The organism is Halomarina ordinaria (assembly GCF_030553305.1).
In the GTDB taxonomy this organism is placed as follows: domain Archaea; phylum Halobacteriota; class Halobacteria; order Halobacteriales; family Haloarculaceae; genus Halomarina; species Halomarina ordinaria.
This window is the reverse complement of the sequence record NZ_JARRAH010000001.1, coordinates 2260701-2275895: the sequence shown is the minus strand read 5'-3', so window position 1 is coordinate 2275895 and position 15195 is coordinate 2260701. Positions and strand designations below refer to the sequence as shown.

At 71.7% G+C, this 15195-nt stretch carries 17 protein-coding genes; 10 read left to right on the top strand and 7 right to left on the bottom strand.

Translation table 11 applies throughout. The annotated features are described in order from the left end of the window. The first annotated feature begins 19 nt into the window (after nucleotides 1-19). Both P1Y20_RS12230 and P1Y20_RS12225 read left to right on the top strand, forming a co-directional pair. Complete coding sequence (locus P1Y20_RS12230) at nucleotides 20-472, top strand: DUF5814 domain-containing protein (RefSeq protein ID WP_304448940.1); 453 nt, start codon at nucleotides 20-22, stop codon at nucleotides 470-472. Between the two features lie 107 nt (nucleotides 473-579). Further along, on the top strand, nucleotides 580-1827 hold the full coding sequence (locus tag P1Y20_RS12225) for a glycosyltransferase (protein WP_304448939.1): 1248 nt from the start codon (nucleotides 580-582) through the stop codon (nucleotides 1825-1827). A gap of 87 nt (nucleotides 1828-1914) precedes the next feature. Here P1Y20_RS12225 and P1Y20_RS12220 read toward each other — a convergent pair whose 3' ends face one another. Next, nucleotides 1915-2319, bottom strand: a complete 405-nt coding sequence (locus P1Y20_RS12220) for a DUF8146 domain-containing protein (protein WP_304448938.1) — start codon at nucleotides 2317-2319, stop codon at nucleotides 1915-1917. 168 nt (nucleotides 2320-2487) lie between these two features. Between P1Y20_RS12220 and P1Y20_RS12215 the strand changes: the two genes are divergently transcribed. Continuing rightward, nucleotides 2488-3186, top strand: a complete 699-nt coding sequence (locus P1Y20_RS12215; protein ID WP_304448937.1) for an SPRY domain-containing protein — start codon at nucleotides 2488-2490, stop codon at nucleotides 3184-3186. Between the two features lie 5 nt (nucleotides 3187-3191). On the opposite strand, the gene P1Y20_RS12210 is transcribed toward P1Y20_RS12215, so the two are convergent. After that, nucleotides 3192-3839 (bottom strand): helix-turn-helix domain-containing protein, encoded by a 648-nt coding sequence (locus tag P1Y20_RS12210; RefSeq protein ID WP_304448936.1) that lies wholly within the window; start codon nucleotides 3837-3839, stop codon nucleotides 3192-3194. An 85-nt stretch (nucleotides 3840-3924) separates the two neighbouring features. Between P1Y20_RS12210 and hutU the strand changes: the two genes are divergently transcribed. The 4 genes from hutU to hutH are packed head-to-tail and all read left to right on the top strand — an operon-like array spanning nucleotide 3925 to nucleotide 9440. Beyond that, nucleotides 3925-5712, top strand: coding sequence for a urocanate hydratase (gene hutU, locus P1Y20_RS12205; RefSeq protein WP_304448935.1), 1788 nt, complete (start codon nucleotides 3925-3927; stop codon nucleotides 5710-5712). Further along, complete coding sequence (hutG, locus tag P1Y20_RS12200; RefSeq protein ID WP_304448934.1) at nucleotides 5709-6638, top strand: formimidoylglutamase; 930 nt, start codon at nucleotides 5709-5711, stop codon at nucleotides 6636-6638. The genes hutU and hutG overlap by 4 nt, the downstream gene beginning before the upstream one ends. Further along, on the top strand, nucleotides 6635-7837 hold the full coding sequence (hutI, locus tag P1Y20_RS12195; RefSeq protein WP_304448933.1) for an imidazolonepropionase: 1203 nt from the start codon (nucleotides 6635-6637) through the stop codon (nucleotides 7835-7837). Before hutG ends, hutI begins: the two co-directional genes overlap by 4 nt. Beyond that, nucleotides 7827-9440 (top strand): histidine ammonia-lyase, encoded by a 1614-nt coding sequence (hutH, locus tag P1Y20_RS12190; RefSeq protein ID WP_304448932.1) that lies wholly within the window; start codon nucleotides 7827-7829, stop codon nucleotides 9438-9440. The genes hutI and hutH overlap by 11 nt, the downstream gene beginning before the upstream one ends. A gap of 11 nt (nucleotides 9441-9451) precedes the next feature. Here the strand turns inward: hutH and P1Y20_RS12185 are convergent, their stop codons facing one another. Then, nucleotides 9452-10066 (bottom strand): RPA family protein, encoded by a 615-nt coding sequence (locus P1Y20_RS12185; RefSeq protein ID WP_304448931.1) that lies wholly within the window; start codon nucleotides 10064-10066, stop codon nucleotides 9452-9454. Next, nucleotides 10067-10996, bottom strand: coding sequence for a replication factor A (locus tag P1Y20_RS12180; RefSeq protein ID WP_304448930.1), 930 nt, complete (start codon nucleotides 10994-10996; stop codon nucleotides 10067-10069). A 271-nt stretch (nucleotides 10997-11267) separates the two neighbouring features. Here P1Y20_RS12180 and P1Y20_RS12175 point away from each other — a divergent pair, with 271 nt between their 5' ends. Beyond that, nucleotides 11268-11552, top strand: a complete 285-nt coding sequence (locus P1Y20_RS12175; protein ID WP_304448929.1) for a DUF7091 family protein — start codon at nucleotides 11268-11270, stop codon at nucleotides 11550-11552. 57 nt (nucleotides 11553-11609) lie between these two features. Further along, on the top strand, nucleotides 11610-12599 hold the full coding sequence (locus P1Y20_RS12170; protein WP_304448928.1) for a mannose-1-phosphate guanylyltransferase: 990 nt from the start codon (nucleotides 11610-11612) through the stop codon (nucleotides 12597-12599). A 16-nt stretch (nucleotides 12600-12615) separates the two neighbouring features. On the opposite strand, the gene P1Y20_RS12165 is transcribed toward P1Y20_RS12170, so the two are convergent. The 3 genes from P1Y20_RS12165 to P1Y20_RS12155 are packed head-to-tail and all read right to left on the bottom strand — an operon-like array spanning nucleotide 12616 to nucleotide 14405. Beyond that, a complete protein-coding gene (locus tag P1Y20_RS12165) occupies nucleotides 12616-13398 on the bottom strand; it encodes an SDR family oxidoreductase (RefSeq protein WP_304448927.1) in 783 nt (260 codons plus the stop codon). Nucleotides 13399-13443: 45 nt separating this feature from the next. After that, nucleotides 13444-13905, bottom strand: coding sequence for a Tfx family DNA-binding protein (locus P1Y20_RS12160; RefSeq protein WP_304448926.1), 462 nt, complete (start codon nucleotides 13903-13905; stop codon nucleotides 13444-13446). Then, nucleotides 13902-14405, bottom strand: a complete 504-nt coding sequence (locus tag P1Y20_RS12155; RefSeq protein WP_304448925.1) for a TRAM domain-containing protein — start codon at nucleotides 14403-14405, stop codon at nucleotides 13902-13904. Before P1Y20_RS12155 ends, P1Y20_RS12160 begins: the two co-directional genes overlap by 4 nt. 104 nt (nucleotides 14406-14509) lie before the next feature. Here P1Y20_RS12155 and P1Y20_RS12150 point away from each other — a divergent pair, with 104 nt between their 5' ends. Then, nucleotides 14510-15190: a hypothetical protein gene (locus P1Y20_RS12150; RefSeq protein WP_304448924.1), complete on the top strand. Its 681-nt coding sequence runs from the start codon at nucleotides 14510-14512 to the stop codon at nucleotides 15188-15190. The last annotated feature ends 5 nt before the right edge of the window (nucleotides 15191-15195 follow it).

Here is a 15195-nt window from a genome sequence, read left to right as displayed (position 1 = left end):
TCCCCTCTCTCGGGCAAGCGTGGCCATCACGGACAAGATATACCTGAAGAACCACCGGCAGATAGCCTCGCAGCTGGAGACGAACATCCCGAAGGGGGCGTTCAAGGGGGCGACGCTCGACATCCTCTTCCAGGGCGAGGGGCTGGCCAACCTCGACGACGCGACCCAGGACCGGGTCCTCGAATTCGCGACGGACTTCCTCGACTGCGACTGCGAGTCGAACCCCCACTGCGGGCACCCCGAGGAGAAGTTCATCGCCTACCTGCTGGAACTGCGCGAGGGCGGCCTCGGCCCGGACGCCATCGTCGACGTGATGGGTGACGACTACATGCTCTACGCCTACCCCGGCGACGTCCTCTCGTTCCTCGACGACGCCGTGCGGACCCTCGAAGCGGTCGAGGAACTCGCCGAGGTCGAGGGCTACGGGTCGGCGGCGGGCGCCGCGCGCGACCGGAAACGACGACTCTCCTGAACGCTCCCGGGCGCTCACTCACCGAACGCGGGACCGATGCGTCGGAGCGGCGCGAACTACTGTGAGAGATACACTCACATGTATGGGGTCGAAAGGGGGACGTATCGATGCAGTTCGCTCCCACCGCAGACCGGACGTTCGCCTCGTACGCACCGCTCCTCGACGACCGGACGCAGCGTGCCATCCGCGAGCGGGCGGGGGCGGTCTCCGACCTGACGGTGTGTCACGTCAACACGACCGCGAGCGGCGGCGGGGTCGCGGAGATGCTCCGGTCGCTCGTGCCGCTCTCGACGGACCTCGGCGTCGAGGCCGACTGGCAGGTGATGACGGCGCCCGACGCGTTCTACGAGGTGACGAAGGCCATCCACAACGGCCTCCAGGGTGACGGGGCGTCGCTGACCGAGGCCATGGAGGCCACGTACCACGAGACCGTCGCCGAGAACGCCGCCGCCGTCGAGCGGCGGTACGACGTCGTCGTCCTCCACGACCCCCAGACGCTCGGGATGGTCGGCCACCTCGCGGAACGGTTCCCGGAGACGACGTTCGTCTGGCGCTGTCACATCGACCTCACCGACCCGGCGCCGGAGACGCTCGCGTTCTTCGAGTCCGACCTCGAACGGGTCGACCGCGTGGTCGTGAGCCGGCAGGAGTACGCCCGGCCCCTCGACACAGAGGCGACCGTCATCCACCCCGCTATCGACCCGCTGGCGCCGAAGAACCGCCCGCTCGCCGACCTCACGGGCGAGGCGGCCGCGGCCGCCGACCTGGACCGCTACCCCGTCGACCCCGACCGACCGTTGCTCGTGCAGGTGTCGCGCTTCGACCCGTGGAAGGACCCGCTCGGGGTCGTGGAGGCCTACCGACTCGTGGCCGAGGACGTCCCCGACGTGCAACTGGCGTTCGTCGGCGGGATGCCGGACGACGACCCCGAGGGCCAGGAGATATACGACGCGGTCGAGGGCGAGACCGCGGACGACGAGTCGGTCCACCTCCTGACGGACCTCCCCGACGCGGGCGTCAACGCCATGCAGCGCGCCGCGGACGTCGTCCTCCAGAAGTCGCTGCGCGAGGGGTTCGCCCTCACCGTCTCGGAGGCGCTCTGGAAGCGCCGGCCCGTCGTCGGGACGAACGTCGGCGGCATCCCCCTGCAGATCACCGACGGCGAGAACGGCTACCTCGTCGAACCGCGCGACATCGAGGCGACGGCCGAGCGCTGTCGTCGCCTGCTGGAGGACGAGGCGCTGGCCGAGCGCCTCGGCGAGGGGGGACGTGAGACCGTCCAGCGACGGTTCCTGCTCCCGCGACTGCTCGCCGACTACTGCGAACTGTTCGCGGACGTGACGCGGGCGGCGTGAGAGGTATAGCGGCCGTCTGCTGCCGGGAGTCGGGTAGCCGACGAGTGAGGGCGGTCGTGTGACGTCGTGTGCCGGCGCGTCGGGCGACTACCCGAGCTGGAACGGCTCGTCGCCGTCGTCGTCCAGGTCTTCGAGCTGGATGACCTCCTCGTCGTCGCCGTCGTCGAGCTGTTCGGAGAGCTGCGTGACGTAGCGCTTGTACTCGTCGAGCTGTTCGCGGAGGTGGTCGGTCTCCAGTTCGAGGCGCTCGTGTTCGCGGATGAAGCTCTTGGGTACCTCGACCTTCGGCGGGAAGCTCGACGCTCCGTCGTCGTCGGCGTCGTACTCGTGTTCGGGGACGACTCGCACCTGACCGTCGTGGGCAACGAGCTGGTCCACGTAGTCGCGAAACACCGCCGAGAGCGAGATGTCGCGTTCCTCGGCGATGTCGCGCAGCGTCTCGAAGACGTCCTCGTTCACACGAAACGAGATGGTCTTGTTCTTGTTGCCCATGCTCCCTCGGTAACTGTTCACTCTACTTAACAGTTCGTCAGACGCGGGGCCGGAGCGGCGTTACCGGACACCCACCCGGGGACGGCGAACGCGCCGGGTACCGGTCCGGTGACAGGAATCCGACCGTGAAAATATTTTTACCCTGACTTCTTCCAGTGTTACTCCTCGATGACCGTGTACGACCGAACCGAGGCCGCGGACTATCGCATCGTCGACTGGTGGGACGACGGGGTGGGGTGGCTCGCGCACCCCGAAGAGGACGGCCGGCGGACGAGTCACGCGGTGCGCGGCGACGACGGCGTGTGGGTGTTCGACCCCCTCGACGCCCCCGGCGTCGACGACCGCCTCGCCGACCTCGGGACGGTCGCCGGCGTCGTCGTCCTCTCGGACTACCACGTCCGGGACGCGAGTGCGCTCGCCCGACGACACAAGGTCGCGGTCCACGTCCCGGAGGGCCTCGACCGGGCCGCCGCGCGCGTCGACGCGCCGCTCGAACGGTGCTCGACCACGCTCGGCGAGTCGGGCTTCCGCCTGCTCCCCTACACCCCCTTCCGGGGGTGGAACGAGCGCCTCGCGTACCGGGAGGCCGACGGGACGCTCTACGCGCCCGACGCGCTCGGGACCGCCCCGCCGTACACCGTCGGCGAGGAGCGCGTCGGCGTCTCCCTGTTCTGTCGCCTCCGGCCGCCCCACGTGCTGGCCGGCCTCGACCCGGAGCGACTCCTCGTCGGCCACGGGACCGGCGTCTTCGAGGACGCGCCGGGGGCGCTCTCGGACGCGCTCTCGGGTGCGCGAGAGCGGTTCCCGACGGCGCTGCGCGAGAACGGCTGGGCGCAGGTCCGCGCGCTCGTCGAGGCGCTACGGTAGGCCGTTCAGAGGTACGGGACGAGCGCCGCGACGAGTTTGTTCTCCGCGCGACGCAGGTGCTCCTCGGCGGTGCGGCGGTCGACGCCCACGACGTCCGCGACGGCCGCGGTCGTCGTCCCGCGGGGTATCTCGTAGTAGCCGCGCGCGTAGGCCGTCGTGAAGACCTCGCGCTGGCGGGCCGTGAGCGTCGGGAGCACCTCGTCGAGCGTCAGCAGGGGGGCGTCGGGCGTCACCGACCCCACCTCGCGTTTCGCCTCGACGGAGACGTCGAACCCGTCGTCGACGAAGTCGCGGTAGCAGGCGGTGAGCGCCGCCGGGTCGAGCGCGAGCAGGCGACAGAGCTTCGCCCCGTCCGCGTAGCGCAGGGGCGGGACGAGCAGGCAGTCGTGCGCGCGGAGGTACCGCTCGACGTGCTGGGGGTCCCGCTCCTTGAGGCAGCGCTCGGTGACGACGACGAGTTCCCCCGACTCCCGGATTGCCTCCCTGACCCCGAGGGTCTCGCGGACCCGCGACAGCGTCTCCTCGGTCGCCCCGTCCGTGACGTGGAGCAGGTCGCAGTGGTCGTTGCACCACAGTTCGATGCGCGCGTCGGTCCCGGCCGTCGCCGCCGCGTACCCGCCCGCACCCGAGAGGCGGAAGGTGGCCTCGTACATCGTCGGAGGGTTCACGGGACCACATATAAATCCCCCACCGCACGCCGTGGACACGTATTCGCACGCGGGGGTCCTCTCCCCGGGTATGGAAGAGCGCACGCGAGAGCGGCGATTCGACGTCGGCGAACCGAGCGAGCGGTGGCGGTCCTCGCCGGGAGCGTCGACCGGGACGGACGTCGAGTGCGAGGGGTGGCGCCAGGAGGCGGCCCTGCGCATGCTGGAGAACAACCTCGACCCCGCCGTGGGCGAGGCGCCCGAACGGCTGGTCGTCTACGGCGGGACCGGGCGGGCCGCGCGGTCCTGGGCCGCCTACGACGCCATCGTCGAGGAACTGCGGACGCTGGGCGACGACGAGACGCTGCTCGTCCAGTCGGGCAAGCCCGTCGGGCGCTTTCGCACCCACGAGCGCGCCCCGCGGGTGCTCGTCGCCAACTCGAACCTCGTCGGGAAGTGGGACGACTGGGAGCACTTCCACGAACTCGAGGCGCGAGGACTGACCATGTACGGCCAGATGACCGCCGGGTCGTGGGCGTACATCGGGACGCAGGGCATCCTCCAGGGGACCTACGAGACGCTCGCGGCGTGCGCGCGCCAGCACTTCGGCGGCGACCTCGCGGGGCGACTCGTCGTCACGGGCGGCCTCGGCGGGATGGGTGGCGCCCAGCCACTTGCGGTGACGATGAACGGCGGCGTCTGTCTCGCGGCCGAGGTCGACGGGAACCGCATCGACCGCCGCATCGAGACGGGCTACTGCGAGGAGCGCGCGGACGACCTCGACGCGGCCATCGAGCGGGCGCAGGCGGCCGTCGAGGCGGGCGAACCGTACTCCGTCGGCGTCCGGGCGAACGCCGCCGACCTGCTGGAGGGGTTGCTCGACCGCGACGTCGTCCCCGACGTCGTCACCGACCAGACGAGCGCGCACGACGAACTGGAGGGGTACTACCCCTCGGGGTACACCGTCGAGGAGGCCGACGCGCTCCGCGAACGGGACCCGGAGGCGTACGTCGAGGCGAGCCTCGACACGATGGCGCGTCACGTCCGGGCCGTCCTCGACCTGCAGGAGCGGGGCGCGGTCGCCTTCGAGTACGGCAACAACATCCGCGGGCAGGTCGAGGACCACCGCGGGATGACCGAGGCGTTCGACTTCCCGGGGTTCGTCCCCGCCTACGTCCGCCCGCTGTTCTGCGAGGGGAAAGGGCCCTTCCGCTGGGTGGCGCTCTCGGGCGACCCGGCGGACATCCACCGGACCGACGAGGCGGTGCTCGACCTGTTCCCCGAGAAGGACGCGCTCCGGCGCTGGATAGCACTCGCCCGCGAGCACGTCCAGTTCCAGGGGCTGCCCGCCCGCGTGTGCTGGCTCGGGTACGCGACCGACGGCGGTGCGACGGAGGAGCACCGGGACGGGGGCGGCGGAACCGCCGACGGCGGGGGGCTCACCGAGCGCGCGCGCTTCGCGCTGCACATCAACGACCTGGTCCGCGAGGGCGAGATCACTGCACCGATCGTCGTCACGCGCGACCACCTCGACGCGGGGAGCGTCGCCAGCCCGCACCGCGAGACGGAGGCGATGCGCGACGGGTCGGACGCGGTCGCCGACTGGCCGCTGCTCAACGCGCTCCTGAACTGCGCGGCGGGTGCCGACATCGTGAGCGTCCACGACGGCGGCGGCGTCGGCATCGGCAACGCGCTCCACGCGAACAACCACGTCGTCCTCGACGGCTCCGACCTCGCGGCGGAGAAGGCCCGCGCCGTCTTCACCACCGACCCGGGGATGGGCGTCGTCCGCCACGCGGACGCGGGCTACGCGGACGCCGTCGACGAGGCCGACCGCTCGGGCGTCCACGTCCCGATGCGCCGGGAGGGAGGGTCGTGAGCCGCGTCGCCCCCGCCGAACCCTGGTCGCCCACCTCGACCGACCCGACCGACGAACAGTTCGCCCACGTCGTCGAGCCGACGACCGTCGCGCACGCGGACGAGTACGACGCCGTCCTGCTCGGCGAGCCCTACGACGGGGCCGTCGTCGGTCGTCCCGGCGCGCGCGAGGGACCCGCCGCCGTCCGGACGGCGCTGGCGGCCGTCAAGACCCATCGCCTCGGCGCGGGCGGGGTCGACCGCGTCGGCGACTGTGGCGACGTGGCCTTCGACGGCAAGAGCTCGGCGGTGGCACAGGAGACCGCCGCGCGCGTCGCGCGCTCGCTCCACCGACGCGACGTCCTCCCGGTGTTCCTCGGTGGCGACAACTCGCTCACCTACGCGAACGCCCGCCCCCTCCTCGAACGGGGGACGCTCGGCTGTCTGACCATCGACGCACACCTCGACGTGCGGGCGGTACGTGAGGGGCCGACCAGCGGGACGCCGTACCGCCAGCTGTTCGAGGCGGGCCTCGACGCCTACGCCTGCCTCGGCGCGCGCCACTTCGAGACCACGGGGGAGTACGCGAGGTACGTCGCGGAGCGCGGCGGCCGAATCGTGACCGCGGAGGCGGTCGGCGACGACCCCCTCGGGGCGGCCGACCGCGCGCTCGCCGCGCTGAGCGAGGTCGAACGGGTCTACGTCAGCGTCGACCTCGACGTACTGGACGCGACGGCCGCGCCGGGCGTCTCCGCGCCGACGCCGGGCGGCCTCACGACGCGTGAACTGTTCCGGATTCTCCGGTACGTGGTCGCCGACGAACGCGTCGCCGGCGTCGAGGTGGTCGAGTGCGCGCCGCCGCTCGACCGCGACGGTCGGACGGTCGACGCCGCGGCCCGCGCGCTCGCCCACGTGCTAAGTGTCGTCGCGTCGAGGGACGAGCCATGACTCGGACGGTGCTCTACGACGCGAGCGAGGTGTTCTGCGGCCCCGACGAGCGTATCGAGGACGGGGCGGTCGCGGTCGACGACGGTCGCATCGTCGCCGTCGGCCCGAGCGACGCGGTCACCCGCGAGCACCCGCCCGAGAACGCCGAGACGGCCATCGACGCGAGCGGCCGGGCGGTCCTCCCGGGGTTCGTCGACGCACATACCCACGCCCTGTTCGCGGGCGACCGTGCCGACGAGTTCGCGGCGAAACTGCGCGGAGAGAGCTACCAGGACATCCTCGTGGCGGGCGGCGGCATCCTCCGGACCGTCCGGGCCGTCCGCGAGGCGCGGAGCGAGGAACTGCTCGCGAACCTCCGTTCGCACCTCGACGTGATGCTCGCCCACGGGACGACGACCGTCGAGGTGAAGTCGGGCTACGGGCTCGACACGGAGACCGAACTCCGGATGCTCGACGTGGTCGCGCGCGCCGACGACGCCCACCCGGTCGACGTCGTCCCGACGTTCATGGGCGCGCACGCGGTCCCCGAGGGCCGCGAGGCGGGCGCGTACGCGACCGAGGTGGCGACCGAACAGGTCCCCGCGGTCGCCGAACAGGGGGTCGCGGAGTTCTGCGACGTCTTCTGCGAGGAGGGCGTCTTCACCGTCGAGCAGTCACGCGAGGTGCTCGAAGCGGGTCTCGACCACGGCCTCGCACCGAAGGTCCACGCCGAGGAACTCGCTCACGTCGGGGGTGCGCGACTGGCCGCCGAGGTGGGTGCGACGAGCGCCGACCACCTCCTGCACGCGACCCGCGAGGACGCGGCGGCGCTGGCCGACGCGGGCGTCACGCCCGTCTTCCTCCCCGGGACCGCCTTCGGCCTCGGCGCCGAGTACGCCGACCCCGACCCGTTCGTCGCGGCGGACGCGCCCGTCGCCGTGGCCACCGACTTCAACCCCAACTGCTACGCGCGCGGGATGGGGTTCGCCGTGACCCTCGCCTGCGTCGGGATGGGAATGACGCCGGCCGACGCGGTGGCGGCCGCGACGCGCGGCGGCGCACGGGCGCTCGGGCGCGACGACCGCGGGACGCTCGAACCGGGTGCGCGCGCCGACCTCGTCGTGGTGGAGGGCCCCTCGCACGTCCACGTCCCCTACACGTTCGGCACGAACGCCGTCGACGTCGTCGTCAAGGACGGGGAGGTGGTCCATGCCCGCTGAGTCGGTCGTCGAACTCGACGGCGCGTCGCTCACGCCGGAGGACGTCGTCGCCGTCGCGCGCGAGGACGCGCCGGTGCGACTCGCGGAGGAGGCACGGACTGCGGTCCGGGCGTCGCGCGAGCGCGTCGAGAGCGTCGTCGAGAGCGGCGAGGCCGTCTACGGCATCAACACGGGCTTCGGCGACCTCGTCGACACGCGCATCCCGCCCGAACGCGTCGACCGCCTCCAGACGAACCTCGTGCGCAGTCACGCCGCCGGCGCGGGCCGCGAACTCCGGCGCGAGGAGGTCCGCGCGCTGCTGCTCACCCGCGCCAACGCGCTCGCGAAGGGCTACTCCGGCGTCCGCGAGGTCGTCGTCGACCACCTCGTGACGCTGCTCGCGGAGGGGGTCCACCCCGTCGTCCACTCGCGGGGGAGCCTCGGTGCGAGCGGCGACCTCGCTCCCCTCGCGGAACTCTCGCTGGTGCTCATCGGGGAGGGGTCGGCGCGGGTCGAGGTGGAGGGGCGGGAGGGTGACGAGCAGGACGGGACCGAGGTCCTCTCCGGGGAGGCGGCGCTCGACCGCGCCGGTCTCGAACCGCTCACGCTCCGCGCGAAGGAGGGTCTCGCGCTCATCAACGGGACGCAGTTGACGGTGGGCCTCGCGGCGCTCCTCGTCCACGACGCCGAACGGCTCTGTCGCGCCGCGGACGCCGCGGGCGCGCTCACGACCGAGGTGACGATGGGGACGACGGCGGCCGCCGAGGCGGCCGTCCAGTCGGTCCGTCCGCACGCCGGGCAGGCGACGAGCGCGGCGAACGTCAAGCGCCTCTGTGCGGCCTCGGAGGTCGTCGAGTCGCACCGCAACTGCGACCGGGTGCAGGACGCCTACTCGCTGCGCTGTCTCCCGCAGGTCCACGGCGCCGTCCGCGACGCCGTCGCCCACCTCCGCGAGGCCGTCGAGGTGGAACTCAACAGCGCCACCGACAACCCGCTGGTCTTCCCCGCCGGCCGCGTCGACCGCCGCACCAGCGGCACCGACCGCGCGGACGTCGTCTCCGGTGGGAACTTCCACGGCGAACCGCTCGCACTGCGTCTCGACTACGCGACGAACGCGCTGACGGAACTCGCCGCCATCGCGGAGCGCCGCGTCGACCGCCTGCTCAACCCTCACCTCCAGGAGTCCCACCTCCCGCCGTTCCTCACGACCGAGAGCGGCCTGCGCTCGGGGTTGATGATAGCACAGTACACCGCAGCGTCGCTGGTCGCCGAGTGCCGGGCGAGCGGCCGCGCCTCGACCGACACCATCCCCGTCAGCGGGAACCAGGAGGACCACGTCAGCATGAGCGCGACGGCCGCGTTCGGCGCCCGGCGCGCACTGGATGCGGCGCGCACCGTCGTCGGCGTCGAACTGCTCTGCGCGGCGCAGGCCGCGGAGTTCGTCGACGACGACCTGAGCCACGGTGTCGGGACGGGCGCGACATACGAGGCCGTCAGGGACGTCGTCCCGCCGCTCGACGACGACCGGGTGCTCCACCCCGACATCGCGGCCTGCGACGCGCTCGTCGCCACCGGTGCGCTGGACGCGACGCTCGCGGCGGCGCTCGACGGCGGGATAGAATAGGGGGAGTTAGTTCAGACCGAGGCTTCGGGTTCGACCGACTCGTTCCCGTCCTCGTCCTCGAGGTCTTCGAGCGCGCTCAGCGCGGCCCGGCGGTAGCGCTCGACGTCGTACTCGCCCTCGTCGCCGTAGTGCTCGCGGGCCATGCGGGCGTACTCGCCGTCCTCCTCGAACGCCCCCAGGCGTTCGAGCGTCCGCGTCGCCGTCTCGACGACCCAGCGGTCGCGCGTGGCGGCGTCGACGGTGGTGATGGACTCCGGACGGATGGAGACGTTCACCTCGCCCTCGTCGGTCTCGTAGGTGCGGGGCTTGCCGACCACGGCGACGTACTCGGGCGGTTCGGCCTCGCGAAGGTGGCTCGCGGCGTCGGGCTGGTACTGCCCGGCGTACATGAAGAACGTGCCGGAGGGGTCGACGACGCGCCCCTGCCAGTACTCGCTGTCGCTGCCGACGTCCTCCGTCTCGGTGAGGGTGCCGACGAAGAACACGCGGTTGGCGCGCTCGCCGGTCGGGAGCAGCGCGTAGACGGGGGCGCGCTCCTCGTCGCTCTCCTTGAACGTGTACGTCGCGTCGTTGAACTCGCTCGCGAAGACCCGTCGGGCGACTTCGCGGGTGGGTGCTCCGGACATCTACATCGACCTCGCTTTGATGAGGGCCGCCTCGGGGTCGACCGGCCCCAGTCGTTCGAACTCGTTGGCGAGGACGTACCGGCCGAACGTCGGCCCGCGCACGCGGTAGTAGACGCCCAGTACGTCCGCCTTCATCTCGTCCGCGACGACGGACGTGTCGAGCGCGTCCATCGCCATCTGCTTCGCCTCCTCCAGGGTGACCCCGGTGAGTTCCTCGGTCATCTCCTGGTTGAAGATGACCTCGCGGACCTCGCGGCCGTCGTCGAGGACGCCCTTGATTCGGAGGTCGAACTCGCCGTCGACCTCGCCGTGTTCACTGCAGCGGCCGTTCTGCAGCACGCGGGTGCAGTTCTCCTCCGGGCAGCGCTTGATGAGCCCGCTGCCGCGCTGGACGTCGACGAGCGCGCCCTCGACCTCCGTCGAGTCGTCGCCCACCTCGATGTCCTCGTCCAGCTGTTGGATACTCGTGGTTCGGTTGAGCTTCACCGAGTAGCGCCCCTCGTACTCGTCGGTGACGACGTTCCCGAGGGAGTACGCCGCACCTTCCTCCAGTTCGGGGAGGTCGCTCGTGGTGAACGAGACGAACTTGATGGTGCCGGACTCGTCGCCCAGCAGGCCGACCTGCGAGATGGCGTCGCTGCGGGGGTCCCACAGTTCGACGACCTTCGCGCGCACGTCGACCCACTGTTCGTCCTCGTCGATGTCGGCGAACTGCACGAGGTCGTTGCCGCCGCCACCGCCGAGTTCCTCGCGGTCCATCCCCGCTTCGTCGAGGTAGCTGCTGACGATGGAGCGCCGCGCCTCCTCGGCGGGCACCTTGTAGTCGTTCACCAGCGTCTCGAGGCGGTCGAGGACCTCCTCGGTCGTCACGTCCAGTTGGTCGGAGAACTGCGCCTGTATCGCTTCGGCGTGTTGTCGAAGTTCCGTCATGGTTGCCGTCTCCGCGTGTTTTCAGTGGGAGACGTACGCCGCTTGGTTCCTGATGGTATAAAAGCCTTGGCTAGCGGGGTGAAAGTGAACAGGAGGGCCGCAGCGGCAGTCTGTCGCCGTCTCGACGTGTGTTCGAGGGTACACCGGCAGGGGGACGGGACCGGGAGTCACCACCAGAGCGCGTCGTGGCAGTCGGGTGAGAGCGGAGCCGGCGCGGCGGGCCGCGACCCCCGGCGACGGTGTTTTGTCACCCCCAGCCGAACGACCGCCCATGGGAAACAGGCGGCGACTGGAGTTCCTCCTGCGCTCGAAGTTCCGGACCGCCGGGCGGCAGTACGGCGAGGCGAAGGCGGCCTACCGGGCCGCGAAGGCCGCGAGCGAGGCCGACCTCCCCGTCGACGAGGAGGGCAACGTCCGCATCGTCTGTCGCCGCCACGCCGAGAAGCGGAGCGTCGAACTCGACAACGGCCTTCGCCCCGCGTGTTACGACGCCGACCACGTCGACTGCCGGGGCTGCGTCGAGGACATCCGCGACGGGCGCATCGAGACCTGGTGAGGGCGGGGGAGTCTGGCCGCCGACGCGCATTTGTGACGTCCGGGCGAAGCGCGTCTCATGAAGCGAATCGCTGTCGTCCTCGCGGGCGGCGTCGGCACGCGACTCTACCCGGCCAGTTCGCCCGAGCGACCGAAGCAGTTCCTCGCGCTCGACGGCGAGCGCTCCCTGCTCACTCGGACCGTCGAGCGAGTCGAGGGACTCGTCGACGCCACCTACGTCCTCACGCGTCCGGAGTACGCCGACCTCGTCCCGGCGCACGCGCCCGACGCGGCGGTGCTGGTCGAACCGGCGGGCCGGGACACGGGGCCGGCGCTCGCCTACGCCGCCCACGAGGTCCGCGAGCGCGAGGGCGAGTGCGTCCTGCTCAACCTGCCGAGTGACCACCACGTCGAGGGCGACTTCGCCGGCGTCGCCGAGCGCGCGCTCGGCGTCGCGGCCGAGACGGGGAAGCTCGTCACCCTCGGGGTCGAACCGACGCGCGCGGCGACCGGCTACGGCTACATCAAGCCCGGGACCGACCACGGCGACTACTTCGACGTCGCCGGCTTCTTCGAGAAACCCGACGCCGGCGCGGCGGAACGCTACCGCTACAACGGCTTCCTCTGGAACGCGGGTATCTTCGCGTGGACGCCCGACGCGTTCCTCGCGGCGGCGCGCGACTCCGAACTCGAACCGCTGGTCGACGGCCTCGACGCCGGCCAGCCGGAGCGGGGCTTTCGCCTCGTCGACTCGGTGAGCGTCGACTACGCCGTCCTGGAGGACGCCACGAACGCCGCCGTCGTCCCCGCCGACTTCGCGTGGGACGACCTCGGCGCGTGGGACGCGCTCACCCGCATCGGCGAGCGCGACGGGAACGGGAACGTCGTCGTGGGGAACGCCCTCGCGCTGGACGCGGAGAACTGCGTCGTCGCCACCGACGAGGACACCCACGTGAGCGTCGTCGGCTGCGAGGGTATCACCGTCGCCGCCTACGACGACCGCGTGCTCGTGGTGCCGACGCGCGACGCCCAGCGCGTGCGCGAGGTGGTCGACCGGCTGGAGGAGTGACACCGGGGGACGCGGGTCACGACCGCATCGACCCGCCGTCGACGGGGAGCGAGACGCCGTTGACGTAACTGGAGCGGTCGCTCGAGAGGTAGGCGACGGCCTCGCCGAGTTCGTGCGCGTCGCCGATGCGTCCGAGAGGGACGCCCGACCCCCACTCCGCCAGCCCCGCCTCGTAGGAGTCGTACTCGCCGCGCTCGACGCCCTGCTCGACGAGGTCGCTGATGCGCGCGGTCTCGTGGCTCCCGGGGAGGACGGCGTTGACGCGCACCTCCGGGGCGAACTCGCGCGACTGCGTCTTCATCAGGCCGACGACGGCCCGCCGGACCGCGTTCGAGAGCACGAGGCCGTCGATGACCTCCTTGACGCTCACGGAGGTGATGTTCACGATGGTCCCGCCGCCGTCGGCGAGGTGGGGGTGGGCGAAGCGGGTCGTCCAGACGGCGCTCATCACGAGCAGGTCGTAGGCGGCGTACCAGTCCTCGTCGTCGGTGTCGAGGAACGACCCGGAGGGCGGCCCGCCGGCGCTCGTCACGACGTGGTCGAGGCCGCCGAACGCCGCCACCGTGGCGTCGACGAACCCTTCTACCTGCTCGCGGTCGGTGATGTCCGCCTCCATCGCCAGCACGTCGCCCTCCCCGAGGTCGGCGAGTTCCGCTTCCGCCGCCGCGAGGTGGTCGGGCGTCGTCCCGCAGACCGCCACGTGCGCGCCCTCGCGGGCGAGGGCTTTCGCGCTGGCGAGGCCGAGGCCGCTGCTCCCCGCCGTCACGAGCGCGCTGTCACCGTCGAGTCCGAAGTCCATGCTCGACTCTGCCACGGGACGGAAAATAGCTCCTCCGGGTGGGCGTCAGGGCGTCCGGACCCGGACGGCCCCCTCGCTGGTGACGCCGATGAGGATGTCGCGGCGCACCTCCCGCCCCCGGACGGCGTCGCCGGCGGCGTCGGAGACGAGTTTCATCAGTTCGGGGGCGGCGTAGCTGACCTTCACGCCGGCCTCGTCGCAGGCGGAGTACACCCGCGAAGGGACGTCGTAGAGGTCGGTGCCGCCCTCGATGGAGACCTGCACGGGCGCGCGGAGCGCCTCGGCGAACGCCACCGTCTCGCGGGCCTTCGAGATGTTCTCGCGGGCGCTCGCCTCGACGCTCGAGACGTTCGCGCGAGAGGTGCCCAGCCACTCGGCGATGTCGGCCTGCGCGAACCCCTGCTCGCGGAGACAGAGGACCTCGGCCTGTCGGCGGGTGAGGATGCTCCGTTCGGAGCGGAAGCCGACGCGGTCGAGAACGTCCGCGGCGTCGGCGATGTCGCTCATCCGCCCCAGAAGTTGTCGCGACTGCCCAGTCGTTCGCGGCGCGAGCGACGCCGACCGCCCTTCCCCCCGGCCTCGGCCTCGTCCCCGTTCGTGCCACCGTTCTCGCCATCGTCCCCGTCCGCCCCGTCGCCCTCGGACTCGTCGTCGTCTTCGTCCTCGTCCTCGTCCATCGGGATGCGTTCGAGTTCGTCGGCGATGGCGTGGTTCGAGCGGACCTTCGTTATCTTCACCCGCGCCCGGGCGTCGGGGAGGACGCCGTCGACGAGGACGATGAACCCGTCGTCGGTGCGCCCGACGCCGGAACCGCTCCGGTGGATGTCCGTCACGTCGACGACGACCTCCTCGCCGGGCTTGACCGGTTGCTGTTTGAGTTCTCGTATCGGGAGGTTGTAGTGGTCACACCACTCGGCGCCCCCCCGGTCGCCGTAGTGTTGACACCCCATCCCGGCGATTCGCTCCGAGAAACTGGGGCACTGGTCCGCGAGTGGACAGTCGGGCATACGCGTGGAAACAGGGTGCGCGGTCTAAACGCTTGCGCCTCGCAGAATCGCGCGAAAACGCGCCGTATCGCAACGCTTTGGGGCGTTCGGTCCATCTCGCCACCGTGGACCAGTCGAGTCGACGCGTCCCCGAGGTGGCCATCGTCGTCGGCCTCGTGCTCGCGTTCCCCGCCGGCCTGTTCGTCGCGCTCTTCGAGGGCGACCCCCTCGCCGCGCTGGCGCTCGCGCTCGTCCTGTTCTACCCCTTCGTCGCCTACAGCGTCGCCGCCTCCCCCGACCCGACGACCGTCCTCGTCCCGCGGTACGTCCTCGCCGCCGGTGCCGGGGGCGCCGCGCTCACCGCGCTCGTCGGCCTCGCCCTCGGTCGGGTCGCGGCCGGCCTCGCGGTGGGACTGTTCGTCGCCGTCCCGGCCGTCGCCTACCACACCCGCTACGGCCCGCGGGTGAACCCCCTCCCCCCTCGCCGGACGCTCGCGCTCGGCGGTTCCGTCGCGGCGCTCGTCCTCCTCGCCGGCCTGGCGACGGACGCCGGCGTGGTCGGCGCCGTCGGCACCCTGCTCGCGCTCCTCGGGAGTGCGGACTACCACGGGCGACGGGGCGGGCGCTTCGACCGCCGGACCGAACGCCTCGTCGTCGGGGGGTGTCTCGGCGGGGCTATCCTCGCCATCGTCGGCGCGGTCGTGGCCGGACAGGCGACCGTCGGTGTCGTCGTCGGGTTCGGCCTCATCGCCGTCGGCGTCGTCCTCGCGCGACGCGGCGACGCCCGGAACGAAACCCTTTCGTGAGGCTC